This window comes from Streptomyces sp. NPDC087300 (genome assembly GCF_044744425.1).
GTDB lineage: Bacteria > Actinomycetota > Actinomycetes > Streptomycetales > Streptomycetaceae > Streptomyces.
In genome coordinates, this window is the sequence record NZ_JBIUYI010000008.1 from 97123 (window position 1) to 123070 (window position 25948).

Here is a 25948-nt window from a genome sequence, read left to right on the forward strand (position 1 = left end):
TCAAAGTCCATGGCCCTGGCACCCGTTGAGGCGCTAGACCTCCGCCATGAGATCTCCCACGCGCTTCAGATCGGCGGCCGCGGCCGCCCTGCTGAGCCTGCTCGCGGTGTTCGCGGGACCCGGCGGCCCCGCACAGGCCGCCGAAGAGCCTTCGACCACCGTCGGTGACGTCACCGGGTTCGCCCACGAAGGGTCCGTCTACCGGCTGACCGCGGGCGCGGCCGAGGCCCGCGTCAGCTTCGTCTCGGCCGACACGTTCCGGCTCGAACTCGCCCCCGACGGGAAGTTCACCGACCCGGCGGGCAAGGACATCGTCCTGCCGCAGGGCAAGGCGCCGCGCACCACGTGGACGGAGAAGAGCGACCGTTACGAGCTGCGCACCTCCGAGGTGACGCTGCGCGCCTACAAGTCGCCGCTGCGCTTCGCCCTGTACCGTGCCGACGGCAGCCGGGTCTGGGCCGAGTCCAAGGGCCTGTCCTGGACGAAGGGCGCCACCACGCAGAGCCTGGCGCGCGGCGCCGACGAGCAGTTCTACGGCGCCGGGATGCAGAACGGCCGCGGCAACACCTCGCACCGGGGCAAGAAGGTCGAGGTGAGCGTCGACTACAACTGGGACGACGGCGGGCACCCCAACTCCGTGCCGTTCTACCTCTCCTCGGCCGGCTACGGCGTCTTCCGCAACACCTACGCGCCCAACACCTATGACTTCGCCGAGCCGGTGACGGCCACCGCCAAGGAACAGCGCTTCGACGCCTACTACTTCGCGGGGCGCGGCGACGACGCGGCCAAGGACGTCATCGGGCAGTACACGAAGCTCACCGGCAAGCCGTTCCTGCCGCCGGTCTACGGCATGGAGATCGGCGACGCCGACTGCTATCTGCACAACGCCAACCGCGGCGAGCGCCACACCCTCGACTCCCTGAAGGTCGCCGACGGCTACGTGGAGAACGACATGCCCAACGGCTGGATGCTCGTCAACGACGGCTACGGCTGCGGCTACGAGAACCTCGCCGAGACCTCCAAGGGCCTGGCCGACCGCAAGATGAAGATGGGCCTGTGGACCGAGGACGGCCTCGACAAGATCGCCGAGCAGGTCAAGGCGGGCCAGCGCGTCGCCAAGCTCGACGTCGCCTGGGTCGGCGACGGCTACAAGAAGGCGCTCGACGGCTGCAAGGACGCCTATCAGGGCATCGAGGACAACAGCGACGCCCGTGGCTTCACCTGGGCCCCCGAGAGCTGGTCGGGCGCGCAGCGCTGCGGCGTGCAGTGGTCGGGCGACCAGAGCGGCGGCTGGGAGTACATCCGCTGGCAGATCCCGACGTACGCCGGGTCCACGATGTCCGGGCTCGCCTATACGACCGGTGACGTGGACGGCATCTTCGGCGGCAGCCCCAAGACGTACGTACGCGATCTCCAGTGGAAGATGTTCCTGCCCGTCACGATGACCATGGACGGCTGGGCCGCCAGCGACAAGCAGCCCTTCCGCCAGGGCGAGCCCTACACCTCCATCAACCGCAAGTACCTGAAGCTGCACGAGTCGCTGCTGCCCTACCTGTACTCGTACGCCCACGAGGCGACGAAGACGGGCGTGGGCGCCGTCCGTCCGCTGGCCCTGGAGTACCCCCATGACCCCAAGGCCGCGACCGACGCCGCCAAGTACGAGTTCCTGACCGGCGAGGACTTCCTCGTCGCGCCCGTGTACAAGGACTCCGCCACACGGGACGGCATCTACCTGCCCAAGGGCACCTGGACCGACTACTGGACCGGGCGGACCTACCAGGGCCCGACCACCGTCGACGGCTACAGCGCGCCCCTCGACACGCTGCCGCTCTTCGTCAAGGGCGGCGCGAGCGTGCCGATGTGGCCGGGCGGCATCCGTTCGTACGAGGACCGGAAGGCCGACTCGCCGCTCGCCTGGGACATCTACCCGCAGGGCACGTCGTCCTTCGACCTGTACGAGGACGACGGCGTGACCCGGCAGCACCGCGAAGGGAAGTACGCCACGCAGCGCGCCGAGGTCGACGCGCCGCGCTCCGGGGCCGGTGACGTACGGGTGCGGATCGGTGCGAGCAAGGGCACGTTCGCGGGCAAGCAGAGCGCGCGGCCCTACGCGTTCACGCTGCACACCGGGGACGCGCCGAGCCGGGTGAAGCTCGACGGCCGCACGCTGCCCAAGCTCACCTCCAAGAGCGCGTACGACAAGGCCCGGCAGGGCTGGTTCTACGACAAGGACGACCGCGGCGGCGTCGTCCGGGTGAAGACGGCCGCGCAACGCACCGACCGGGCCTTCCAGTTGAGGCTCGACGACACGAGCGCCGTCGGCGGCGCCGTGCCGGGGGCGCAGGCCGCCGTGCGCGCCGCGGCCGGGCAGGAGCTCGGCGCGGGCACCGCGGGCAAGGTCGCCGTCGAGGTCACGGCGGGCACGAAGGACGCCACCGGGGTCGACGTCACCCTGGACGCGCCGAAGGGCTGGACCGTCGGAACGGCCACGGTCGACCGCGTCCCCGCGGGCGGCACGCGCCGCGTCGAGGTGGCCGTCACGCCCGCCGAGGACGCGGACACCGGCGAGCAGTCGCTCACCGCGAGGGCCCGCTACCGCTCGGCGGGACAGGAACGCACCAGCACCCAGCCGTTCGCGGTCGGGGTGATGCCCGCGGCGCCGGACAAGGACACCTGGGCGAGCGACATGGTCTGGCTCACCTCCACCAACGGCTACGGTCCCGCCGAACGCGACCGCAGCAACGGCGAGTCGGGCGCGGCCGACGGGCACCCGCTGACGCTGGCGGGGAAGACGTACGAGAAGGGCATCGGCACCCACGCCGACTCCGTCATCGAGGTCTATCCCGGCGGCCGCTGCACGAGGTTCACCGCGGACGCGGGCATCGACGACGAGATCAACGGCTACGGCGAGGTGGCCTTCTCGGTCGAGGCCGACGGCAAGGAGCTGTGGACGTCGCCGAAGGTGACGGGCGCCTCCGCGACCGTGCCGGTGGACGTCGACGTGCGTGGCGCCCGACACGTGGTGCTGAAGGTGAAGGACACCAACGGCTCCAAGAGCGGGGACCACGCGGACTGGGCGGCCGCCCGGTTCAACTGCGCCTAGGGGCGCGGGCGGTCAGGAGCGGCGCCGGGCGGGAAGGGTCTCCGCCCGGCGCCGCCGTCCTTCATCCCGTCACTTGGTGACCACGATGGCCAGCAGGTAGGACGGGTTGGTGGTGTCGTAGTACCCGATCACCTGCTGGCCGTAGGCGAAGGCCTCCTGGACCTCGTCGTGGGTCTGCGGGTTGGGGTTGATGAACGCGCGCCAGTTGCCGTCGACGTGCAGATAGAGGATCGACGCCTGGCCGGGCAGCGGCTGGACGACGTCCCAGAATGCCGTCGCCACGTTCGACGCCAGCGCCTGGGTGGAGACGTCGGGCGCCTGCGCCTGCGGGATCTGCTCCTGGCCGAACTGCTGGAGCAGCTGCTGGAACGGCTGCTGCTGACCGAGCTGCTGAAGCTGCTGGCGCAGCTGCGGCGGCACGTGCTGCATGCTCTGCTGGCCCGGGCCGCCCTGCTGGCTCTGAATGCCCTGGATCCCCTGCGGGCTCTGGATGCCTTGCGGGCTCTGAATGCTCTGCGGGCTCTGGATGCCCTGCTGACCGTACTGCTGTTGCCCGAACGGCTGCTGCTGGAACTGCTCCTGCTGCGGCGGGGCCGTGCTCGGGCCCTGCTGCCCCTGCGTCCCCTGCTGGCCGTACTGCTGCCCGTACTGCTGGCCTTGGTGCCGGCCCGACTGACTCATCTGCGGGGTGGTGCTCATGCTGGTGCCACCTTCCCTCAATGGTTGTGGTCCTTCAGCAGTGCTGGTCGTGCTTCAGCCCGTGACGACGAGGCCGACGACCTCGTCGTCCGAGAACCAGACGCGGACGTCCGGCTGCCCCCCGGCGAAGGCGGCGTGCACCGCCTGCCGCGTCTCGGGGGACGGGTTGTTGAGGTTGCGCCACTCCCCGGCCACGAACAGCCTGAGCCGGGGCGGGAGTTCCGCCGGATAGGGGAGCAGCTCGTCCCAGTACCGTTCGGCGCGGCCCGAACCCACCGCCGACGGCAGCAGATTGGTCACCGCGCCCTTGAGGTCGGGGCGGTTGCCGATGCGCTGCGATGCGGGCCTGCCGGGCGCGTCCTGCTGCGGCGATCCGGTGGTGCGCAGCATCGCGCGGGCCCGGTCCGGCGTCATCGGCTGCTGGCCGGACGCCTTGAGCATGCCCTGCAGCGCGGCCAGCGCGCCGACCACGATCGGCGAGGCCGACGACGTGCCGGAGAACGTGTCGGTGTACCAGGCGATCTCCTCGGCGCCGCCCTGAAGATCGCCCGCCCGGTCCCAGAAGCCGCCGGTCGACGTGGTCTCGCGGCCCCAGCCCTGCGCGTCGAGGCGTGCGCCGTAGTTGGAGAACGCCAGGCGCGAGCGGTCGGGCCCGTGGTCGCGGCCGTGGGTGCCGGGCGGCGGGGCGCCCGCGCCCACCAGGACCGCGCCGGAGGAGCGGTTGGTGGGGTTGAAGGGGTTGCGCCACCAGGAGGGGAAGCCGTCGGGGCGGCGCTCGTACGCCGCGTCGTCCAGGGACTCGGCGCCGTTGCCGGCGGCGCCCACGACGAGGACGCCCTTGGCGGTGGCGTAGCGCACCGCGGCGTAGTCGTCGGGCCACCACTCGATGGCGATGTACCCCTTCTGGTCGTCGCGCGGCTCGAAGTCGAACTTCGGTCCCGGGCGGTGCAGTTCGAGCAGGATGATGTCGCCGCGGTGCAGCCGGTCGGCGGCCGCGTGGATGGTGGCCGCCGTGCCGAGCGGCTGGAAGGAGGCGGTCGCGGTCACCGCCTCCGGCACGATGCCGGTGATGCCGCGGCTGTTGCGGTCGCCGCCGATGACGCCGATCACCGCGGTGCCGTGGTTGCGCCAGGCCACGTCCTGGAGGGGGGTGCCGATGACGACGCCCGCGAGTTTCGCCGACAGGTCCTCGTGGCGCAGCTGCCAGGCGCCCTCGATGTCGACGATCGTGACGCTCTCGCCGGAGCCGCCGAGCCGCTGCCAGGCCCACCGGGCGTCGATGCCCTCGGGCGCCGGGTTCAAGTAGCCCTGCCTGCTGGTGAAGTCGGGCGTGACGGGCATGCCCTCCTTGCGCATCCTGGTCGCCTCGTCCAGGTCCTGGGGCCGGGACGGCGAGGGGTCGATCGAGGCGGGGACCGCGCCCGGCTTCACGTACGCCGTGTCGATGCCCGGCAGCGCCGCCATCCGCGAGCGCAGCTCCTCGGTCCTGTCGTCGCCGCCGCGCACCCGGTAGAAGAGCGCGAGGTCGGGCAGGTCCTCCTCGCCGGTGCCGGTGGGGGCGGCGGCCCGCAGCCGTTCCTCGTTGCCGAACAGCGGTTCCAGGGTGAGCTGTTCGTCGGTGAGGAACATGTTCAGGGCCGACACGTCGGAGCCGGACGCCGAGCGGACCTCGTGCTCACCGGCGCGCAGCCGGGCCTCGGGCCGTGCGACGACGATCAGTTCCCGCTCGGCTCCTCGGTAGGTGAATCCCATTCCGTCGGGGCCCGGCCCGCCGGCTCCGGGGTCCTGTGCCGGGTGTGTCTGGTCGGTCATCGCTTCACCGCTCCCTTCGGTCCTTCGGGTGCCGTGCTGTGCGCGGGGCCGCGCCTCGGAGCACACCTTGCTACCGGCAGGCCGACTCGTCCACCCCTCTTTTCCGCAACGGAGTTTGAAGAGAAGTTGAAGAGGGAACCCCGGGCAATTCGGCCGGAAGGCGATGTCACGCCCCCAACGCGCCACATCCATGGCGAAGGGGCGGCACCCGGGTGGGTGCCGCCCCTTCGCGTGGCGGGAATGCCGTACCCCGCGGGTGGGGTACGTGCTGCTCGGCCTTGTCCGGCGGCCGGATCAGGCGGCCGGAGCGGTCGACCGGATCAGGCGGCCGTGTCAGTCGTCCGAGGAATCCGATGTGCCGGAATTGCCGGAATCGTCACTGTCGTCGCCGGTGGCGGATGCTCCGCCGCCGGGGCTCTCGGCGCTCTCCGCGCCCTCGGAGCCCGGACTCCCGGTGCTCTCCGGACTCTCGGTGCCCTGCTCCGTCGGCCGCTGCGACGGCTTCGGCTTCGGCGGGCGGGTGCGGTCGCTGGGTGCGTCGCGCAGGTAGGCCGCCCCCTCGCCGTCCGTGGCGTGACCCCCGGGCTGGCCGGGACCGGGCGGCCCGCCCCCGTCGCGGCGGCGCAGATAGCGCTCGAACTCGCGGGCGATGGCCTCGCCCGACGCCTCGGGGAGCTCGGCGGTGTCCCGGGCCTCCTCGAGCGACTGGACGTACTCGGCGACCTCGCTGTCCTCGGCGGCCAGCTGGTCCACGCCCAGCTGCCAGGCGCGGGCGTCCTCGGCCAGTTCGCCCAGCGGGATGCGCAGGTCGATCAGGTCTTCCAGACGGTTGAGGAGCGCCAGCGTCGCCTTGGGGTTCGGCGGCTGCGACACGTAGTGCGGGACGGCGGCCCAGAGGCTGACGGCGGGGACGCCCGCGTGCGTGCAGGCTTCCTGGAGGATGCCGACGATGCCCGTCGGGCCCTCGTACTTCGTCTCCTCCAGGTCCATCGTGCGGGCCAGGTCCGGATCGGAGGTGACGCCGCTGACCGGGACGGGCCGGGTGTGCGGGGTGTCGCCGAGCAGCGCACCCATGATCACGACCAGTTCGACGCCCAGTTCGTGCGCGAAGCCCAGGATCTCGTTGCAGAACGAGCGCCAGCGCATGGACGGCTCGATGCCGCGGACCAGGACGAGGTCGCGCGGCTTGTCGCCGCCGACGCGCACCACGGAGAGGCGCGTCGTGGGCCACGTGATCCTGCGCACCCCGCCGTCGAGCCAGACCGTGGGCCTGTTCACCTGGAAGTCGTAGTAGTCCTCGGCGTCGAGCGCCGCGAACACCTCGCCCTTCCACTCCTTGTCGAGATGCGCGACCGCGGTGGAGGCGGCGTCGCCGGCGTCGTTCCAGCCCTCGAACGCGGCCACCATGACCGGGTCGACCAGCTCGGGTACCCCCTCGAGCTCGATCACCCAGGCCTCCTTCCGACGTTCCCTTGCGTACGCCCCAACCTTACGGCGTCGGCGGGGGCCCTCCGCAGCCCCCTTGCGTGGGGGAGTGACCGGAACACTGCCCAGGTCATCCGCCCGTCACTCATGGCGCGACGCGCCGTGTCACGGATGGCGCACACCCCTGCGTCACCACCGGCTCACAGGGTGGAGCGCAGCCACTGCTCCACGCTCGCGATGTGCACCGTCGCCCACGATCTGGCCGCCTCGGCGTCACGGTCGCGCAGCGCGGTGAGGATCGCGCGGTGCTCGTGCAGGGTGCGGCTGACGGCGTCCTCCTGGGTCAGGCCGCGCCAGACGCGGGCCCGGGTGGTGGGGCCCGACAGGCCGTCCAGGAGGGAGCAGAGCACCGAGTTCCCCGAGGACTGCACGATGCCCCGGTGGAACTCCAGGTCGCAGGCGACCAGCTCCTCCACCGAGGGCGACGCGCCGAGGGCGTCCAACTGCTGGGTCAGCGTGTCCAGTTCGGCCTCGGTGATGTGCGCGCTGGCCATCGCCGTCGCCGCGGGCTCCAGGATGCGGCGCACCGCGAGGAACTCCAGGACCGTGTCGTCGCGGTGGAAGTCGACGACGAAACTCAGGGCCTCCAGGAGGAGTTGCGGGTCCAGGCTGGTGACGTAGGTGCCGTCGCCCTGGCGTACGTCGAGGATGCGGATCAGCGAGAGCGCGCGGACCGCCTCGCGCAGCGAGTTGCGCGAGAGGCCCAGGTCGGCGGCGAGTTCGCTCTCCTTGGGCAGCCGGTCGCCGGGGCGCAGCGCGCCCGAGACGATCATGCCCTTGATCTTCTCGATGGCCTCGTCGGTGACAGCCATGGGGACCTCGCCTCACGTGTCAAAGGTGTCGGATCAAAGGTGCCGGACCAAAGGTGCCGGAAAGAGATCCGATGTATCAGGCGATTATGGCCCGTCGCGCAGCCGTTGCGCACCAGGGTGGAGGGATTGCCCGTGATCCTTGAGGGCTAAGATTTCCGCACGGGCCCGGCGGACCACCGGCCCCGGTCGGCGGGCGGCACGGAGGGCGGGCGACAGATGGCCGGGAAGAAGGCGGCGCACCAGCCGGACGCGGTGGCGTCGATCATCGAGGACTGGGCGCGGGAGCGGCCCGACCTCGACACGGCGCCCCTGGAGGTCCTGGCCAGGCTGCACCGCACCTTCATCCGCTACAACACCCGGCTCACCTCCGCGATCGAGCGGCACGGCCTCGCGGTCGCCGGCTTCGACGTGCTGACCGCGCTGCGCAGGGCCGGTGCGCCCTACCGGCTCACGGCGGGCCAGCTCGCCGACTCGGGCCTGGTCTCGTCGGCCGGGGTGACGCTGCGCATCGACCGGCTGGAGAAGGACGGCCTGATCGTGCGCGAGCGCGACGCGGAGGACCGCCGCGTCGTCTACTCGCGGCTCACGGACACCGGGCTCGCCAAGATCGACGAGGTGTTCGCCGAGCACCTCGACAACGAGCGCCGGATGCTCGGCGGACTCTCGCCCGCCGAGTGCCGCCAGCTGGCCCGGCTCATGTCCAAGCTGGAGCGGTCCATCACGGACTCGGACGCGCCTCAGGAGGAGGACGCGGCCCCTGCGGGCTGAGCGGACCGAGCAGCCCGCGCCGGAGCCCCGGCCTCAGCTGCCGGAGCCCCAGCCTCCGCTGCCTGGGCCTCGGCCTCCGCGCGGTACATCCGGCGGAGCCGCACCACGCCCAGGTCGTGCTGGTAGAGGTTCTCCCGCTGGTCGGCGTCGGCCGGCATGGCCTCCAGCATCACCCGGTCCTGTTCGAGCACCTGCCAGTGGCGCTCCTCGATGAGGGTCTTGTAGAGGAAGCGCCAGGTGTCGCGCTGCCAGCCCGTCACGCGGCGGTAGCGCCAGAAGAAGACACCGGTGCGGTCCTCGTCGACGGGGCAGACCATGCCGACGATGCCGAAGGGTCCGCCGGGCCCGGCCGAGGGCGGGTAGGGGATGGTGAGGTCCACCCAGTCGACGCCGGTGCGGCAGAGCTCCACCCAGTCGAAGTTGACGCCCCGCTGGTCGGTCTTCTCGAAGAAGTAGCCCCGGTCCGTCTCGCGGATGCGGAACTTCGCGGTGGTGTCGCCGTCGTACATGGTGTGCGACTCGTGGTGCAGGAACGCGCCGTGCATCGGGTCGAGCAGGTTCTCCACCGCGAACCGCCAGGGGCCGTTCCACTCCGCGTAGCAGAGGATCGCGTCCACGTCGGGGTCGGTGAGCGGCTCGGGCAGGGTCAGTTCGGCCGGTTCGGGGTGCCGCTCGTCGCCGAAGTAGGCGAGGACCGCGCCGCCGATCTCGCGCACCGGCAGCGAGGTCACGAGCTTCTTGCCCTCCAGGTTGCAGCCGGGCAGGCCCGGCACGGAGGAGACCGTCCCGTCCGTCTCGACCTCGACCCCGTGATACCAGCAGGCCACCCGGTCGCCCAGGTGTTTGCCGAGCGAGAGGGGCGCGCCGCGGTGCGGGCAGCGGTCGGCGAGCATCGAGAGGGTGCCGTCGGAGCGGCGGAACAGGAGCCACTGCTCGCCGAGGGCGGTGACCTTGCGCATCGCGCCGGGTGCGACGAAGGAGGAGGGCACGACGGGGTGCCACTGGTTGCGCAGGCCGGTCGCGTAGATGTGGTCGGCGGTGCCTTTCACGGACAGCGTCATCTCAGGCTCCCAGTCGGTTCATCTCGGCACGGAAGGACTCTTCGGTCCAGGGGGCGCCGTCGGGCGCGTGGATCTGACGGGCGTTCAAGCCGCGTACGACATCGGAGAGTTCGTGCCCCTCCTTGGTGAAGACCTCTTCGAGGGTGGCGGCGAGCTTGTACTCGTAGGGGCTCGGCTCGTGCGTACGGGACTGGTGGACGTCCAGGTACGGCCAGGTGGTGGTCACTGTTGCCTCCGGTGGGGAATTACAGGTCGAGGACGAGGCGGCCGGACGCGCGGCGCGAGACGCAGATCATCATCGAGGTGTTGGCCGCGTGCTCGGCCTCGCTGAGCAGGAAGTCGCGGTGGGCGGGGGTGCCGTCGAGCACCCGGGTCTCGCAGCTGCCGCAGATGCCCTCCTGGCAGGAGCTGCTGACCGTGATCCCGGCCGCCTCCGCGGCCTGGAGGATCGAGGTGTCCTGATCGACGGAGAGGGTCACGCCGGAGCGGCGGCACTCCACCTCGAAGGCCGCGTCGTCGCCGTCCCGCGCCACGACGGGCGCGGCGAACCGCTCCACGCGCAGCCGGTCGGCGGGGCAGACGCCCTCCACGGCGGCGAGCAGCGGCTCGGGGCCGCAGCAGTAGACGAGGGTGTCGCCGGACAGCCCGTCGAGCGCGGCGGCCAGGTCGATGTGCCCGAGCTCGTCCTGCGGGACGAGCGTCAACGTGCCCTCCAGGGACGCCAGTTCATCGGTGAACGCCATCGAGGCACGGGTGCGTCCGCCGTAGACGAGGCGCCAGGGCGCCCCGCGCCGCGCCGCCTCGCGGGCCATCGCGAGGATCGGCGTGATCCCGATGCCGCCCGCGACGAACACGTACGCGGCGGCGTCCTCAAGCGCGAAGTGGTTGCGCGGCTCGGACACGGTGACGTGCTGGCCGGGCCGCAGCTTCGTGTGGACGTGGCGCGAACCGCCGCGCGACGCGGGCTCGTTGAGCACCGCGACGCGGTACACCGCCGGGTCCCGGGGGTCGCCGCACAGGCTGTACTGGCGGATCTGGCCGCCCACCTGGACGTCGAGGTGCGCGCCGGGCGCCCAGCCGGGCAGGGGCTTGCCTTCCGGGTGGGCCAGCTCGACGGAGAGGACTCCCTCGGCCTCCCACGTCATGCGGCGCACCCGCAGGTCGAGAAGGGATTCAGAGGTCATGGCTGCGGCCTGCCTACGTGGTGGGGATCTTCACGGGCGGGGTGAACGGGCTCTTCATCGGGCCGAGCGCGGCCAGGTCGACCTCGACGAGCACCGGGCCGTCGGAGGCGACCGCCTCGGCGACGACGGGCCCGGCCTGCTCGGCCGCGGCGATCCGCGCGTACGGCAACCCGCAGGCCCTGGCGAGGAGTTCGAAGTCGGGGGTGGCCAGATCGACGCCCGATCGGCGCTCGCTGTAGCGGTCCTGCATGTTGCGGAGCACGCCGTAGCCGCCGTCGTTGAAGACGATCAGGGTCAGCCGCGGCCGCTCCTGGGCGAGCGTGAGCAGCTCGCCCAGGTGTACCGCGAGCCCGCCGTCGCCCGCGAGGACCACGGTCGGTGCCCCGGGGCGGCCGAGCGCGGCGCCGATGCCCATCCCCAGGCCCTGCCCGATGCCGCCGCCGCGCGGGAAGACGTTGTCGCGCGGGTCGTACATCTCCAGGAGCCGGTTGCCCCAGCTGCTGGACGGGATGGTCACGTCGCGGGCCACGACCGCCGCGCGCGGCAGGGCCGCACGGATGGCGTCGCAGACCGCGGCCTGCGGCCCGATGGCGTCGCGCAGGTCCGCCCGTACCTCGTCGCGTACGGCGGTGATCCGGATGTCCCAGCCGGATTCCGCCGAGGCGCGCCGGGCGTACGGAAGCAGGGCCGTGAGCGCGTCCGACGCGTCACCGCACAGGGTGTGGGCCGTCGGGTAGACGCGGCCGAGCGCGGCCGGGTCGACGTCGATCTGGACGTGTGCGGCGGGCAGTTGGAGGCCGTAGTCGGCGGTCTCGTTGGACCGGAAGTGCGTGCCGACGCTGAGGAGCAGGTCGGCGTCCGCGAGCAGGGCGCGCCCGGCCGGGGTGGCGGCGAAGTTCCCGATGACGCGCGGGTCGTCCTCGGGCAGGGTGCCGCGCCCTGAGTTGGAGGTGAGCAGCCCGGCCCCGGTGGCGTCGAGCAGGTCGGACAGCGGGCCGCCCGCGCGCACGGCACCTCCGCCCGCCCAGACCAACGGGCGCTTCGCGGACGCCAACAGCTCGCCCGCGTCTGCCAGTTCGGCGCCGAAGGACGGTGTGAAGATCGGCTCGGGGAGGTCGATGGCGGCATCGGTCTGCGCCGCGTACTGCAGGTCGACCGGCCACTCCACGCTCGCAGGGCCGCCCGGCGGGGCGAGCGCGGCGCGGGCGGCCGCGCGCAGCACGCGTCCCGCGCCGGCGGCCGACGGCACGGTGGCCGCGTGCGCGGAGACGGCCTTCAGCATGCCCAGCTGGTCCTTGGTCTCGTGGATGAAGCCGCGCCCGCTGCCCAGGTACGCGCTCTCCACCTGCCCCGTGACGTGCAGCACGGACGTGCCCGCGCTGAGCGCCTCGACGAGCGAGCCCGCCGCGTTGCCCGCGCCGGTGCCGGTCGAGGTGAGGGCGCAGCCGATCGAGCCGCGGGCCCTGCCGTACGCGTCGGCGGCGTTCACCGCGCTCGCCTCGTGCCGCACGGGCACGAAGCGCAGCTCCCGGTCGACGGCCTCGACCAGCGGCAGGTTGTGCACGCTGACGATGCCGAACACCGTGTCGATGCCGAGTTCGCGCAGGACGGCGACGAGGAGATCGCCTCCGGTGTCGTAATGCATGAGGGGCTCCTCAGAGGATGCCGCGGCCGACTCCGCCGCAGACGTCGATGCTGGTACCTGTGATGTAGGAGGCGCGCGGCGAGAGCAGCGCGACGATCGCGTACGCCACCTCCTCGGCCCGCCCGAGCCGCCCGAGCGCGATGCCCCGGTCCGCGGCGAGCCCGGCCTGCCAGTCGTCGTAGCCGAGCCCGGATCCGGACGCGGCGTGCCGGCGCGTCCACTGGCCGGTGTCGACCAGGCCCAGGCAGACGGAGTTGACGCGGATGCCGTCCGGGGCCAGCTCGGCGGACAGGGACTTGGAGAGGTTGAGGATGCCCGCGCGGGCGGCACTGGTGGTGATCAGGCGGGTCTCCGGCTGCTTGGCGAGGACCGCGTTGACGTTCACCACGGAGGCGGCGGCCGAGGCGCGCAGCCAGGGCAGGCCCGCGTGCAGGGGGTGGAGGACGCCCGCGAACTTCAGCTCGAGCTCGTCGCGCCAGTCCGCGGCGGTCGACTCTGCGAAGCCCTTCATGCGGGACTGCCCCGCGTTGTTGACGAGTCCGTCGATGCCGCCGAACTCCTCGGCGGCGCGCCGCGTGAACCCGGCCACGGCGGCCGCGTCCCGTACGTCGCAGACGCCGGTCAGGAGCCGGTCACCGGCGCCCAGCGCGGCGCTCGCGGCGGCGAGCCGGTCGGCGTCGCGGCCGCAGGTCGCCACCCGCGCGCCCTCGTCGAGCAGGGCGCGGACCGTGGCCAGGCCGACGCCCGAGCTGCCGCCGGTGACCAGGACGGTCCGGTCGGCGAGGCCCAGATCCATAACAGTTGGCTCCTGTACGTCAGTTCATGGTGAAGCCGCCGTTGACGGCGATCACCTGTCCGGTGAGATAGCGGGACTCGTCGCCGAGCAGGAAGGCGACGAGGCCGATGAGGTCGTCGGCCCGCTGCGGGCGCGAGATCGCCCGGAGGCCCCGGTAGAGCGCGTGCCGCTCGGCGGGCACCGTCTCGGTGGCCTCGACCTCGGTGAGTCCTGGCGCCACCGCGTTCACGGTGATGCCCTTGTCGCCCAGCTCGCGCGCCATCGCCCGGGTCAGCGCGATGACCGCGCCCTTGGAGGCGATGTAGTGGGCAAGGCGAGGTGATCCGTGGAGGGCCGCGTCCGACGCGATGTTGACGATCCGTCCGGGGGAGCGGAAGAGCGGGTGGAGGGTCTTGGCGACCAGCCATGGGCCCCGGGCGTTGACGGCCATCAGGCGGTCCCACGTCGCGACGTCGATGTCCTGGAACTCCTTGCCGCCGACGCCGTTGGCGAGCGCGGCGTTGTTGACCAGTCCGTACAGCGGGCCCAAGTCGGCTATGGCGGAGGCCAGTTCATCGACCGACGCCGGGTCCGCCACATCGCACCGGACGAAATGCGCGTCCAGGCCCTCCGCGCGCAGCTCTGCGACGGCCGCCCCGCCCCGCGCCGCGTCCACCTCGGCGACGACGACCCGGAAGCCGTCCTCGGCCGCCCGGCGGGCCATGGCGAATCCCAGGCCACGGCCCGCCCCGGTGACGACCACCGTGCGCGGATCAGTCACGGGTGACGCCGTGCATCGGCGAGTACTCGGGGTAGGAGGGGACCTGCGGCTTCTGCGTGCCGATGACGACGCAGAACAGTGCGTCGGTGTCGCCCTCGTTCTTCAGGGAGCGGGTGACCCCGGCCGGGACGACGATCATGTCGCGGTAGCCGAGCGTGCGGTACTCGACCTCGTCGGCGCCGCGGTGCACCCCGACGCGGACCTCGCCCTCCAGGACGAAGAACGCCTCCTCCACGTCGTGGTGGGTGTGCGCGGGCCCCTCGGCGCCGGGCGGCAGCAGCATGTTGGAGAAGGTGAAGCCGCCGGACGGCAGGATGCGGCTGTCGCCCTCGTGGTTGCCGGTGGCGCCGGAGCCGACGTAGCGGATCTGGCCGCGGCGGTACTGCGGGCCCGCCTTCTCCTGGAAGGAGAGCGTGTCGAAGTCCGCGACGCGGGACTCCTTGGAGGCGATCAGGGAGTCGGTGTAGCGGGCGAGGTCGCCGCCGTTGTCGTACGCGGTGGTGGTCAGAGGCATGACGGGAACTCCTGCTCGGGAAGGCGGGCGGTGATGCGGAGGTGGGAGAGCACCCAGGCGTTGAAGCGCTCGGGCTGCTCCTGGTTGGCCAGGTGACCGGCGTCCTTGACGATCACGTAGGCGGTCTTGTGCAGGGCCCCGGCGATGACCTGCGAGGCCTCGACGCCGGTGACCCGGTCCTGGTCGCCGCAGAGGACGAGGGAGGGCGCGGAGATCGCGGGGAGTTCCGCGCGCAGATCGGTGGCGGCCATCGATTCGGCGGCGTACGCGTAGCCGGGCAGCCGGACGGAGCAGGCCATGGTGTCGACGACCCGTCGCACGAGCTCGGGCGGCGCGCCGGATGAGACGAGCCGGGGCCCGCGCCGCTCGGCGAACTCCCGCGGCCCGGCCCCGGCCAGCTCGGCGGCGCGCTGCCGCATGGCGGCGGCCTTGGCCGGATCGGTGCCGGAGCCGGGGCTGGAGTCCGCGACGATCAGCGAGTCGACCAGTTCCGGGTGGCGGGCGGCGAGCCGCAGCGCGATCACGCCGCCCCAGGAGACGCCGAGGACGTGCGCCGACGCGCCGTGGGAGCGGATCACGTCGGCCGCCGCGTCCGCGAAGCCGTCCAGGTCCAACGGGCCATCCGGGTCGGGGGACTTGCCGTATCCGGGCGCGTCCCAGGCCAGGACCCTGAGATACCCCGAGAGCGCGGCGAGCTGCGGCGCGAACGCGGCAGAGGAGGAGCCGATGCCGTGCAGGCACAGCAGCAGCGGTCCTGTCGATCCCGCCGTCTCCAGGTGGACGCTCACAGGATCTGCCCCGTCCGACCGGCGAGCGCCGCGAGCGAGCGCAGCACCGAGTACGGCACGACCTGGCTGGTCGCGGGGTTCTCCGGGTCCGGCAGATGGGCCACGTCGAAGCGGTACGACCCGTGCGCGCCGGACGCCTCGACGACGTGCCGCGTGTGGTGCGCGCCCGGATCGGCGACGACCTGGACCCGCACAGCGTCCAGGTCGCCGACGGCGAGGGCGACGGAGGCCGCGACGTTCGTCGACTTGGGGAACTTCACCGGGATGTCGCGCGCGGTCCCCGACATCACCTCGACCGGACCGGTCGCCGTCCGAAGGCGGCCGAGCAACTCCTCGTCCATCCACGGCTGTTCGAGCGTGCCGGGCAGCTTCGTGGTGGTCAGCCGCACCTCGTCGAGCGGGCCGAGCGAGCGTACGGCCTGGAGGAGATCGAGCCCGCCGACCGCGCCGCCGGTGAAGTACACCCGCCCCGGACCCGCCGCGAGCAGGCGCTCGGCCAGCTCCTCGTCGGTGAGGGCGCCCGTCGAGGCGATCAGCAGATCGGTCCCGGAGCTGAGCACGCGCTCGCCCCATTCACGTACGACGCCCTGGCCCGCCGCCTCCACGATCAGATCGCAGCGATCAAGCGCCTCGTCGAAGGTGAGCTGCGGCGCGGGCGCCGTCCCGCCGAGCGGGCGGTTGTCGACGACGCACGCCAACTCGGCGCCGGGGACGCGGTGTTCGACCAGCGCGGTGCCGACGACGCGGCCGATGGCGCCCCAGCCGACGAGACCGACCTTCCTGGTGGCGTTCACGCCCGTGCTCCTTCCGGCGAACCGGCCATGTGACAGCGGATCTCCTTGGACGGCGCCCCCGCCGTGCCCCACAGGTCGGACAGCTCGGGCACCCGCCGCCAGACCTTGGCGATCCAGCGGTCCTCGACGACCTGCGCGACCTCGGAGGTGTACTCGCACACGAGCCCGGTCGGGTCGGTGAAGTAGGAGAAGGTGTTGTTGCCGGGCCCGTGCCGCCCGGGACCCCACTGCGGGGCGATCCCGTGGTGGCGCAGCCGGCCCAGGCCCCGCATGAAGTGGTCGATCGAACTCATCTCGTACGCCACGTGGTTGAGGGAGACCCACTCGGCCTGGTTGAACGCGACGCAGTGGTGGTCGGCGTTGCAGCGCAGGAACGCCATCTGGTGCTCGGACCAGTCGGAGACCCGCAGGCCAAGCACGTCGGTGTAGAAGTCGACCGATGCGTCGATGTCGGTGGTGTTCAGGACGGCGTGGGTGACCCCGACGGGCACCGCGCCGTCCCGGCCGCGCGGGGCGACGGCCCAGGTCTGCGCGGAGAGTTCGATCAGCCGGCCCTCGTGGTCGGTGAAGCGCAGCCCGTAGCCGCCGCCGACCTGGTCGAGCGGTCCTGGCCCCGCCACGGGCGTGATGCCGCGGGCTTCGAGCCGCCGGGCGGCCTCGTCGACCTCGGCGGGGGTGCCGACGGAGAAGGTCAGGCGGCCGAGGCCCGTGCGCTCGGAGCGGGTGAGCTGGAGGGCGTGGTGCTCCTCGCCGGTGCCGCGCAGCCAGCTAGCGCTGTGCTCGGCCTCGACGACCTCCAGGCCCCAGGCGTCCTCGTAGAAGTCGGTGGCCTCGGCGAAGGAGGGGGTGAGCAGCTCGACGGAGCGCAGCGCGCGCAGCCGGGCTATCGGGGGGTGGGACATCAAGTACTCCGGTGGGGTGGTCAGTTGGCCCAGGGCAGCGGGGTCTCGGCGGTGCCCCAGTACAGGGACTTCTGGCGCTGGTAGGAGCGGATGCCGTCGCGGCCCTTCTCGCGGCCGAGGCCGCTGTCCTTCATGCCGCCGAAGGGGGTGGAGATGCTGAACTGCTTGTAGGTGTTGATCCAGACGGTGCCCGCCTCGATCCGGCGGGCGATCCGCCACGCGGCGCGGTGGTCGCGGGTCCAGATCCCGCAGGCCAGGCCGTAGACGGAGGCGTCGGCCTGGGCGACGAGGTCCGCCTCGCCGTCGAAGGGCAGCGCGACGAGGACCGGGCCGAAGATCTCCTCCTGGCAGGTGCGCGCGGAGTTCGGCAGCCCGTCGAGGACGGTCGGCAGGTAGTACGCCCCGTCGCGGTACTCCGCGCCGTCGGGCGCCGCGCCGCCGCACAGGACCCGGGCGCCCTCCTCGCGCGCCAGGTCGACGCGCGAGGCGACCGCGTCCCGGTGCTCGTGGTGCACCAGCGGCGCCACCTGGGTGTCCGGCGATGTGCCGGGGCCCACCCGCAACTTCCGGGTGCGCTCGACCAGTTCACCGACGAACTCCGCGTACAGCTCGCGCGCCACGAAGAGCCGCGAACCGGCGATGCAGGACTGCCCGCTGGAGGAGAACACCCCGAACATCACCCCGGCCAGGGCCTGTTCCACGTCGGCGTCGGCGAGGACGATCGTCGGCGACTTGCCGCCGAGCTCCAGGGAGACCGGCATCAGCTTCTCGGCGGCCGCGTGCGCGATCGTCCGGCCGGTCGCGGTGCCGCCGGTGAAGGTGACCTTGCCGACCTGCGGATCGCGCACGATCGCGTCGCCGACGACGCTCCCGCGCCCGGGGAGCACGGACAACAGGGCCGCGGGCAGGCCGAGTTCGTCGAGCGCCCGGCTGATCAGTCGGCCCAGTGCGAGCGAGACGAGGGGCGTCCACTCGGCGGGTTTGAGGAGCACCGCGTTGCCGCCCGCGAGCGCGGGGGCGAGCTTCTGCGCGTCGCTGGCGACGGGGGAGTTCCAGGGGTTGATCGCGCCGACGACGCCGATGGGCTCGTGGACGCTCATCGTGACGTAGTCGCCGCGCGCGGGCGTGAGCGCGTCCTCGGCGGTCTCCAGGGCCGCGGCGGTGTAGCGGAAGGTCCCGGCGGCGCTGGCCACCAGGGCGCGGGTCTCGGCGAGGGTCTTGCCGGTGTCGGCGGTCTGGAGCGCGGCGAGGCCCTCGGCCGCCTCGTCGATCAACCGGGCGACGCGGTGCAGGAGTTCGGCGCGGCGGTGCGGCGGCAGGTCCCGCCAGCGCGGGTCCGCCGCGGCGCGGGCCGCGGCCCGCGCCGACTCCGCGACCTCCTCGACGGTGACCGCGTGCACGGTGGCGAGCACGCGGCCGGTGGCCGGATCGACGGTCCTGACGGGGTCGCCCGCGCCGCGCCGCCACCGGCCCGCGATGAGCGCTTCGTCTGCGGGTGTTCGGGGCATGCGGGGGCCCTCCTTGCGGAGCTCGGACGTTGTTCCGGGGCGTGCTTGACTAAGCGCTAGAAATCTAAGGGCTTAAATATCTGGGACGCAAGACCCGGCCGCCTGTTCTTTCCTTGCTCAGACCCTTGACGGCCTCCGGTCGCAGGACGGTACAACTTAAGCGCTTAGAAACTTTGCGCTAACTCGCCCCCGGTCTCGGGACGTCGAGACCCCGCTCCCGTCCCCTCATCGCCGCGGAGTACCTGTATGACGCTCAACGCTTCAGACACCCCACCCGACCACGCGGTGCCGGCCGCGCGGGCCGCCATGGCCGCCCGCTTCGAGCGGCTGCCCCTGTGCCGCTGGCACGTCACCGTCCGCCTCATCGTCGGCGCGGTCACCTTCTTCGAGGCCTTCGACCAGCTCCTGATCGCCTACGCGCTGCCCGAGCTGCGCCACGAGTTCGACCTCAGCACCTCAGGAGCCACGCTCCTGCTCACCGTCGGCTCGATCGGCATGCTCGTCGGCGCCCTGCTCTCCGGGCGGCTCGCCGACCGCGTCGGCCGGGTCAAGGTCATCGCGATCTGCGTCGCCGTCTCCAGCGCCGCGAACCTCGCCCTCGCCGCGGCCCCCTCCGTCGACCTCTTCATGGGCCTGCGCTTCGTCCAGGGCCTGGCCATCGGCGGCGAGGTGCCGGTGGCCGCCACCTTCATCGCCGAGATCACCCGCAGCCACCGGCGCGGCCGCTTCGTGCTCCTGTACGAGCTGGTCTTTCCCGCCGGACTCACCGTCGGCGCCCTCGTCGCCGCCTGGGTGGTGCCGATCCTCGGCTGGCGCTGGATGTACGCCATCGCCGCGCTGCCCGGCCTGCTCTGCATCCTCGTCCAGCGCAGGGTCCCCGAGTCGCCGCGCTGGCTCGCCGACCACGGCAGGACCGCCGAGGCCGCCGAGGTGATGGACGGCATCGAGCGCGAGGTCGAACGCATCACGGGCAAGCCGCTGCCGCCCGTACCGGAGGCGGCGCCCGAGGCCGTGCCGACCGCTGCCGTGCCGACCGCTGCCGTGCCGACCGCTCAAGAAAGGGCGGCCACCAGCGGCCTTCGCGGCCTGTTCACCGGCCGCTACCGCCGCCGCACCCTCGTCATCGGCGTCCTCTGGTTCACCGGCTACTTCGTCAACTACGGCATCACGTCCTGGCTCCCGACGATCTACCAGAACCGCTACGACCTGTCCCTGTCGGACGCGCTGCTCTACTCCACCGTCACCTCCTGCGCCGGGCTGCTCGGCTGTCTGATCGCCGCGCTCACCGTGGACAGGGCCGGGCGCAGGCGCGTCATCACCGGCTGTCTCGGCGGGGCCGCCGCGATGCTGCTCGTCCTCGCGTTCCTCGGCGCCCGCACCCCCGTCGAGGTGCTGATCTGGACCTCGCTCGCGGCGGTCTTCTTCTTCGGCTCCAACATCTGCCTGTACCTGTACACGCCCGAGCTGTTCCCCACCCGCATGCGGGCGCTCGGCTCCAGCGTGGGCGGCGCGATGAACCGGCTCGGCGTGATCCTCGGCCCGATCGTGGTGGGCGCGGTCTACGCGGACGGCAGCGTCTCGACCGTGTTCGTGATGCTGGGCGCGGTGGCCGTCGTGGGCGCCGTCGTCGCGGCGCTCGGCGCGGAGGAGACGGCCGGGCGGCGCCTGGAAGAGGTGTCGCCGTAGCCACGGCGACGCCCCTCCCGGCGGTCAGCCGAAGCGTTCGATCCTGATCCGGTCGACCGGCTGGCCGCCCGCCACCAGGAGCCGCGAGGCGTGCTCCGCGAAGCCGTTGGAGCCGCAGATGTACGCCTCCCAGCCGCCGTCGCCGTCCGGCCGCCCCGCGGCGTCGAGGAAGGGCGCCAGGTGCCCGGCGGCGAGCCGCCCCTCCGTGCGGGTCAGGACGACCGTGGTCTCCTCGGCGTACTCGGCCGCGTAGATCAGGTCGTCGCGGGTGCGCGCGGAGACGACCAGGCGCAGCGGCAGGTCGAGCCCGGCGGCCCGGTGGTGGCGGACCATCGACATCAGCGGGACCACGCCCGAGCCCGCGCCGAGCAGCAGCGCGGGCCGGTCGCCCGGCCAGGCGAAGAAGCCGGACAGCGGGCCGCGCACCTCGACCGTGTCGCCGACGCGGGCGACGGTGTGCAGATGCCCGGAGACCTCGCCGCCCGGCACGTGGTCCAGGGTCAGCTCGATCTCGCCGCCGCCGTCGGGCGCGGACGCGATCGAGTAGTGCCGCTGGGCGACGTAGCCGTCCTCGGCGGTGAGCCGCAGCATCAGGTGCTGGCCCGGCAGATGTCCCTGCCACTCGGGCACCTTGAGGCGGAACGTCGAGGCGGCCGGGGTCTCCCCGCGGATCTCCAGGACGGTCGCGCGCTGCCAGGTGGCGGCGGCACGGTTGCTGACCGCGATGCGCCCCGGCACCGCGAACCGGCTCGGCGGCACGAAGCCCTGCGGGGTACGGGGGGTGTCAGTCACCGGAGTAGCGCTCCTCCGCCCACGGGTCGCCCCGGTGGTGGTAGCCGTTCTGTTCCCAGAAGCCGGGCTCGTCGTGGTCGAGGAGGCGCAGCCCCGCGACCCACTTGGCGCTCTTCCAGAAGTAGAGGTGCGGGACGATCAGCCGGGCGGGACCGCCGTGCTCGGCGGGCAGCGGCCCGTCCCCGTACTCCCAGACGATCCACGCCCTGCCGCCCGTCACGTCGGCGAGCGGCAGGTTCGTGGTGTAGCCGGTGTGGGAGTACGCGACGACGTGCGTGGCGCCGGGCAGCGGGCCCGCGGCGGCCAGGAACGAGTCCAGGCTCACCCCGCCGAACCGCACCCCGAACTTGGACCAGCTGGTCACGCAGTGGATGTCGCCCCGGTACTCGGACGCGGGCAGCGCGTGCGCCTCGTCCCAGCTCCAGGTGCGCGGCCGCGCGACCAGGCCGTCGACGCGGAACGTCCAGTCGGCGGCGGCCAGTTCGGGCGTCACCTCGGCGGACAGGACGGGCCAGCCCTCGCGCGCGTCGTACTGTCCCGGCGGCAGCCGCGGATCACGGTCGGCGGCGCGGGCGCGCCCGGTGAAGCCGCGGGTCGGTTCGACGGCGGTGTCCGGGGTCATGCCGTGCTCCTCTCGGGCTCGGCGGCCGCCGCGGCCAGGGCGCGCAGGACCGCGGGCTCGTCGAGCGTGCGCAGGGCGCGGTCGCGCATCAGGACGCGCCCCTCGACGACGGTGTCGCGCACGTCCGACGCCGCCGCCGCGTACGCGAGCGTCGACCACGGGTCGTGCCGGGGCAGCAGATGCGGCCGGTCCAGGTCGAGGACGATCAGGTCGGCGCGCTTGCCGGCCTCCAGGGAGCCGAGAACGTCGCCGAGGCCCAGCGCCCGCGCCGACTCGACGGTCGCCATCCGCACGGCCTGCTCGGCGTTGACGGCCGTGGGGTCGCCGCCCGCCTTGTGCACCAGGGCGGCGATCTTCACCGCGCCCAGCAGGTCCAGGGTGTTGGAGGACACCGCGCCGTCCGTGCCGAGGCCCACCGTGACGCCCGCGTCAAGCAGCTCGGGCACGCGTGCGATGCCGCAGCCCAGCTTGAGGTTGGAGACCGGGCAGTGCGCGACGGGCGTGCCGGTGCGGGCGAGCGTCGCGATCTCGGCGTCCGTGAGGTCCACGGCGTGCGCGAGCAGCGTGTCGGGGCCGAGCACGCCGAGCGAGTCGAGCAGCTCGACGGGGCGCATGCCGTGCTGCGCGACGACGGTCTCCACCTCGGCCGCGTTCTCGGACGCGTGGACGTGCAGCAGCGCGCCGTGCTCGCGGGCGAGCGCGGCGATCTCGGTGAGCTGCGCCGGGTTCAGGGTGTACGCGGAGTGCGCGCAGACGACCGGGCGGGTGCCCGGCGCCGGGACGTAGGCCTTGAGGTGCCCGGTCGCCCAGGCGAGCCGCTCGGCGTACGGCCTGCCGTCCGGCGGGCCCGGCACGTCCATGAAGGTGGGTCCGGTCAGCAGCCGCCAGCCGGCCTCGCGGGCCGCGGCCTCGGCGGCCTCGTGGAACCAGAACATGTCGAGCGCGGTGGTGACGCCGCCGCGCACCGACTCGGCGATCGCGGCGCGCATCGCGGCCGCCACCGCGCCCGGCGAGAGGATCGCGGCCTCGCGCGGCACGACCCGCTCCAGGAAGCCCTGGAGCGTGACGTCGTCGGCGATGCCGCGCATCAGGTTCATCGCGAGGTGCGTATGCGTGTTGATCAGGCCGGGCAGCACGAGGCAGCCGCGCGCGTCGATCTCCTCGGCCGCCTCGTACGCCGGGCGCAGCCGGTCGGCAGGACCCACCTCGACGATGCGGCCCGCGCGGACGGCCACGGCGCCGTCCGGCACGACGGTCCCCGCCTCGTCGACGGTCAGGACGTCCCCGCCGTGCACGAGCAGGTCGATGGGGCCGCCGCGGTCCTGGGCAGGGAGGTCAGTGGATTGCATGGTTCCGTTCTCCGTGGTCGGTCGCGGCGTGCGCTGCGGTCGTCCGGGTCCTCGGCGTCCCGGGCCCAGGCTCAGCTCTCGGCCGAGGCCAGCAGGCGCAGCGCGTCCAAGGTTATCCGGGCGCCCCGGTCGACCCCGTCGGCGACCACGTCGCGGTGCGGGTCGTAGCCCCCGGTGGCTTCCGCGTCGACCAGCTCGTCGGCGTTCGCGCCGTCCACGACCAGGGCGCCGCCCGCGGTCAGGCCGTGCGTCGAGGCGAAGACGTACAGCGCCGAGAGCTCCATCTCGATCGCGGCGATCCCGGCGGCCGTGTACGCCTCGCCGGGCAGCGGCAGGAAGCCCGGCTGGAACGCGGCCCGCGTCCAGACCACGCCGCGGTGGTACGGCGCACCGGCCGCCCGCGCCGCGCGCTGCAGCGCGAGGACCGCCTCGGGCGCCGAGAACGCCGGGTACTCGGCGGGGATCAGCTGCTGCGTCACCCCGTCGTCGCGCACCGCCGCGTCCGCGATGACCAGGTCGCCGTCGCGGATGCCGGGGCGGATCGCGCCCGCGGTGCCGAGCCGGATCAGCGTGCGCACGCCCGCCTCCGCGAGCTCCTGGAAGAGGAGGATCGCACCGGGGGCGCCCACGCCGTGCGAGGCGACGACCACGTCGGTGCCCTGCCAGCTGCCGGTGAAGACGCGGTACTCGCGGTGGTAGGACACCTCCTTGGCGTCGGAGAGCAGCTCCGCGACGGCGGCCGCGCGGCCCGGGTCGCCGACCACGACGGCCCGCGCGGGCAGTCCGGTGCGGGGCACCCGGGTGATGGGCAGGGTGTCGGACGGCGTCGTCATGAGGAGGCTCCTGCCAGGGGTTCGGGACGCTTGCGGCGCTTGCGGCGCGCCGTGGTGAGGAAGAGGGCGACCAAGGTCACCACATAGGGGGCCGCGTCGGTCGCCTGCTGCGGCAGACCGTTGCCCTGCAACCGGAAGCCGACCGCCTCCGCGATGCCGAAGAGCAGCGCGGCGAGCAGCACCCCCACCGGCAGGGCGCGGCCCAGCATGACCGCGACCACGGCGATCCAGCCGCGGCCCGCCGTCATGTTCTCCGAGAACAACGTGACGTTGCCGAGGGCGAGTTGGGCGCCCGCGAGCCCGCATAGCAGACCGCTGGCGAGCACGGCGGCGTACTGGTACTTCGCCGGGCTCACCCCCAGGGTCGCGGCCGCGTCGGGCGCCTCGCCGACCCCGCGCAGCCGCAGCCCCCAGGGGTGGCGCGCGAGGAACACGGCGGCGACGGCGACGGCCGCCCACGAGAGGTACACGAGGGCGGAGTGCCCGGACAGGACGGGACCCAGGAAGCCCAGGCCGAGGTTGCCGAGGCCCGCGAGATCAGGGTCGGAGAAGGTGCCCTGCACGCCGAAGACCGTACGCAGCAGGAACCCGGTCAGGCCGACCGCGAGGAGGTTGAGCGCGACGCCGAGGACGACGGCGTCACCGCGCAGGCTGATGGTTCCCACGGCGAGGATCATCGCGTACGCCGCCGAGGCGAGGGCCGCCAGGGCCACCCCCAGCCAGGCGCTGCCGGTGAACCAGCTGCCCGCGACCGCGCTGAAGCAGCCGATCAGCATCATGCCTTCGAGGCCGATGTTGAACACGCCCGCGCGCTCGCAGATCGCGCCGCCGAGCGCGGCGAGCAGGATCGGCGTGAGGGCGAGGAGCGCCGAGTGGAAGAGCGCGGAGTCGACGGACATCAGAGGTCCCCCTCGGTACGGACGGACTTCACGGGCTCCTCGGGCTTCTCTGGCTTCTCGGTGGATGCCACCGCCTTCGTGGCCGCCGGCTTCCGGGCGCGCCGCCAGGTCAGCCTGAGCCGCGCGGCGAGGAAGACGATGACGACGGCCTGGAGCACCTGCGTCAGCTCCCGCGGCACCTCGGTGGCCCGCTCCATGGCGAGCCCGCCGACTTCGAGCGCGGCGAAGAACAGCGCGGCGAGCGCCGTGCCCAGGGGCGCGGCGGAGGCGAGCAGCGCGGCGGTCAGGCCCGTCCAGGTGTGCCCGGCCGCGGTCAGCGAACCGTCGATGAAGCGGTACGGGAAGCTGAGCACGCCGATCGCCCCGACCAGTCCGGCGACCGCCCCGGAGAGTCCCATCAGGCGCAGCGTGAGCCGGGGCCTGTCGATCCCCGCGTACGCCGCGAAGCGCGGGTTGAGCCCCGTCATGCGGATCTCGTATCCGGCGGCGGTGCGGGCGTCGGCGAACATGAACACGGCCGCGGCGAGCACGACGAGCACCAGGCCCACCGTGACCGTCGAGGAACCGAAGGCGGGCAGCTCGACGCCGTCCGGCAGCCGCCGGGTCTGCGGCAGGCTCGACCCCTCCTCCTTCAGCGGGAAGCGCGCCAGATAGGAGGCGAACGACATCGCCGGATAGCCGAGCAGCAGGCTGCTCACCAGGAGCGGTACGCCGAACCTGTTCTGGCAGACCGCGGCGAGCGCGGCGTAGGCGGCGCCCGCCAGCATCCCGGCGAGCAGCGCGGCGAGCACCGCGAGCGGGGCGGGCAGCGGGACGTAGAGGCCGGTGGCCGCGGCGGCGATGCCGCCGAGCACCAGCTGGCCGTCGCCGCCGAGGTTGAGCAGCCCCGCCCGCATCGGGATGGCGAGCGCGACGGCGAGCCCGATGATGCTGGTGCCCGTCGTCAGGGTGGACCCGATGCCGTCGGGCCCGAGGGCACCGCTGAGCACGGAGCCGTACGCGCCGAGGGGGTCGGCGCCCGTACCGACGAGGAACAGCGCGCCGACGAGCACGGCGGCGACGACGGAGTGCAGCGCGGGGGAGCGCAGGGCGCGTCCCGCGAGCGAGCGCCCCCGGGGCAGGGACTCGACGGCCAT

24 protein-coding genes are annotated in these 25948 nt (G+C 73.0%); 3 read left to right on the forward strand and 21 right to left on the reverse strand.

The features are described from left to right. Positions 1-46: 46 nt before the first annotated feature. Entirely contained in the window at positions 47-3103 is a 3057-nt protein-coding gene (locus ACIO9J_RS31260; protein ID WP_402007033.1) for an NPCBM/NEW2 domain-containing protein, read from the forward strand. A 69-nt stretch (positions 3104-3172) separates the two neighbouring features. Here the strand turns inward: ACIO9J_RS31260 and ACIO9J_RS31265 are convergent, their stop codons facing one another. The 4 genes from ACIO9J_RS31265 to ACIO9J_RS31280 form a co-directional block, all read right to left on the reverse strand. Then, positions 3173-3802, reverse strand: a complete 630-nt coding sequence (locus ACIO9J_RS31265) for a hypothetical protein (RefSeq protein WP_402007035.1) — start codon at positions 3800-3802, stop codon at positions 3173-3175. Positions 3803-3856: 54 nt separating this feature from the next. Next, positions 3857-5614, reverse strand: coding sequence for a S8 family peptidase (locus ACIO9J_RS31270; RefSeq protein WP_402007037.1), 1758 nt, complete (start codon positions 5612-5614; stop codon positions 3857-3859). 333 nt (positions 5615-5947) lie between these two features. Further along, entirely contained in the window at positions 5948-7063 is a 1116-nt protein-coding gene (locus tag ACIO9J_RS31275) for a PAC2 family protein (protein WP_402007039.1), read from the reverse strand. Between the two features lie 176 nt (positions 7064-7239). Beyond that, positions 7240-7911 (reverse strand): FadR/GntR family transcriptional regulator, encoded by a 672-nt coding sequence (locus ACIO9J_RS31280; protein WP_402007041.1) that lies wholly within the window; start codon positions 7909-7911, stop codon positions 7240-7242. A 216-nt stretch (positions 7912-8127) separates the two neighbouring features. On the opposite strand from ACIO9J_RS31280, the gene ACIO9J_RS31285 reads away from it, so the two are divergent. Then, on the forward strand, positions 8128-8679 hold the full coding sequence (locus ACIO9J_RS31285; RefSeq protein ID WP_402007043.1) for a MarR family winged helix-turn-helix transcriptional regulator: 552 nt from the start codon (positions 8128-8130) through the stop codon (positions 8677-8679). Here the strand turns inward: ACIO9J_RS31285 and ACIO9J_RS31290 are convergent. Genes ACIO9J_RS31290 through ACIO9J_RS31340 form a run of 11 tightly spaced genes read right to left on the reverse strand, consistent with a single transcriptional unit; the run spans position 8649 to position 18631 of the window. Continuing rightward, a complete protein-coding gene (locus tag ACIO9J_RS31290; protein ID WP_402007045.1) occupies positions 8649-9740 on the reverse strand; it encodes a Rieske 2Fe-2S domain-containing protein in 1092 nt (363 codons plus the stop codon). The two genes, ACIO9J_RS31285 and ACIO9J_RS31290, sit on opposite strands and share 31 nt — an antisense overlap. 1 nt (position 9741) lies before the next feature. Next, a complete protein-coding gene (locus ACIO9J_RS31295; protein WP_402007047.1) occupies positions 9742-9966 on the reverse strand; it encodes a recombinase-like helix-turn-helix domain-containing protein in 225 nt (74 codons plus the stop codon). A gap of 19 nt (positions 9967-9985) precedes the next feature. Beyond that, a complete protein-coding gene (locus ACIO9J_RS31300; RefSeq protein ID WP_402007049.1) occupies positions 9986-10924 on the reverse strand; it encodes a PDR/VanB family oxidoreductase in 939 nt (312 codons plus the stop codon). Positions 10925-10937: 13 nt separating this feature from the next. Then, entirely contained in the window at positions 10938-12569 is a 1632-nt protein-coding gene (locus tag ACIO9J_RS31305) for a thiamine pyrophosphate-binding protein (protein WP_402007051.1), read from the reverse strand. Positions 12570-12579: 10 nt separating this feature from the next. Then, a complete protein-coding gene (locus ACIO9J_RS31310; protein WP_402007053.1) occupies positions 12580-13365 on the reverse strand; it encodes an SDR family oxidoreductase in 786 nt (261 codons plus the stop codon). Positions 13366-13384: 19 nt separating this feature from the next. Further along, positions 13385-14125 carry an SDR family oxidoreductase gene (locus tag ACIO9J_RS31315; protein ID WP_402007055.1) on the reverse strand — a complete coding sequence of 247 codons (741 nt, stop codon included), beginning with the start codon at positions 14123-14125 and terminating at the stop codon, positions 13385-13387. Further along, a complete protein-coding gene (locus ACIO9J_RS31320) occupies positions 14118-14639 on the reverse strand; it encodes a cupin domain-containing protein (protein WP_402007057.1) in 522 nt (173 codons plus the stop codon). Before ACIO9J_RS31320 ends, ACIO9J_RS31315 begins: the two co-directional genes overlap by 8 nt. Beyond that, entirely contained in the window at positions 14630-15427 is a 798-nt protein-coding gene (locus tag ACIO9J_RS31325; RefSeq protein WP_402007059.1) for an alpha/beta fold hydrolase, read from the reverse strand. Before ACIO9J_RS31325 ends, ACIO9J_RS31320 begins: the two co-directional genes overlap by 10 nt. Continuing rightward, positions 15424-16221 (reverse strand): aspartate dehydrogenase domain-containing protein, encoded by a 798-nt coding sequence (locus tag ACIO9J_RS31330; protein WP_402007061.1) that lies wholly within the window; start codon positions 16219-16221, stop codon positions 15424-15426. Before ACIO9J_RS31330 ends, ACIO9J_RS31325 begins: the two co-directional genes overlap by 4 nt. After that, on the reverse strand, positions 16218-17123 hold the full coding sequence (locus ACIO9J_RS31335) for a VOC family protein (RefSeq protein ID WP_402007063.1): 906 nt from the start codon (positions 17121-17123) through the stop codon (positions 16218-16220). The genes ACIO9J_RS31330 and ACIO9J_RS31335 overlap by 4 nt, the downstream gene beginning before the upstream one ends. A 20-nt stretch (positions 17124-17143) precedes the next feature. Then, the gene (locus tag ACIO9J_RS31340; protein WP_402007065.1) at positions 17144-18631 is read right to left on the reverse strand and encodes an aldehyde dehydrogenase; all 1488 of its coding nucleotides are present in this window, start codon (positions 18629-18631) and stop codon (positions 17144-17146) included. A 246-nt stretch (positions 18632-18877) separates the two neighbouring features. On the opposite strand from ACIO9J_RS31340, the gene ACIO9J_RS31345 reads away from it, so the two are divergent. Further along, the gene (locus ACIO9J_RS31345; RefSeq protein WP_402007067.1) at positions 18878-20317 is read left to right on the forward strand and encodes an MFS transporter; all 1440 of its coding nucleotides are present in this window, start codon (positions 18878-18880) and stop codon (positions 20315-20317) included. Positions 20318-20341: 24 nt separating this feature from the next. On the opposite strand, the gene ACIO9J_RS31350 is transcribed toward ACIO9J_RS31345, so the two are convergent. From ACIO9J_RS31350 to ACIO9J_RS31375, 6 genes are all read right to left on the reverse strand, one after another. Then, positions 20342-21109 carry a ferredoxin reductase gene (locus ACIO9J_RS31350; protein ID WP_402007069.1) on the reverse strand — a complete coding sequence of 256 codons (768 nt, stop codon included), beginning with the start codon at positions 21107-21109 and terminating at the stop codon, positions 20342-20344. Continuing rightward, complete coding sequence (locus tag ACIO9J_RS31355; protein WP_402007071.1) at positions 21102-21731, reverse strand: sulfite oxidase-like oxidoreductase; 630 nt, start codon at positions 21729-21731, stop codon at positions 21102-21104. Before ACIO9J_RS31355 ends, ACIO9J_RS31350 begins: the two co-directional genes overlap by 8 nt. After that, positions 21728-23080 (reverse strand): amidohydrolase, encoded by a 1353-nt coding sequence (locus tag ACIO9J_RS31360; RefSeq protein ID WP_402007073.1) that lies wholly within the window; start codon positions 23078-23080, stop codon positions 21728-21730. Before ACIO9J_RS31360 ends, ACIO9J_RS31355 begins: the two co-directional genes overlap by 4 nt. A 71-nt stretch (positions 23081-23151) precedes the next feature. After that, complete coding sequence (locus ACIO9J_RS31365) at positions 23152-23913, reverse strand: purine-nucleoside phosphorylase (RefSeq protein ID WP_402007075.1); 762 nt, start codon at positions 23911-23913, stop codon at positions 23152-23154. Then, on the reverse strand, positions 23910-24812 hold the full coding sequence (locus ACIO9J_RS31370; protein WP_402007077.1) for an ABC transporter permease: 903 nt from the start codon (positions 24810-24812) through the stop codon (positions 23910-23912). Before ACIO9J_RS31370 ends, ACIO9J_RS31365 begins: the two co-directional genes overlap by 4 nt. Further along, positions 24812-25948: an ABC transporter permease gene (locus tag ACIO9J_RS31375; RefSeq protein ID WP_402007079.1), complete on the reverse strand. Its 1137-nt coding sequence runs from the start codon at positions 25946-25948 to the stop codon at positions 24812-24814. Before ACIO9J_RS31375 ends, ACIO9J_RS31370 begins: the two co-directional genes overlap by 1 nt.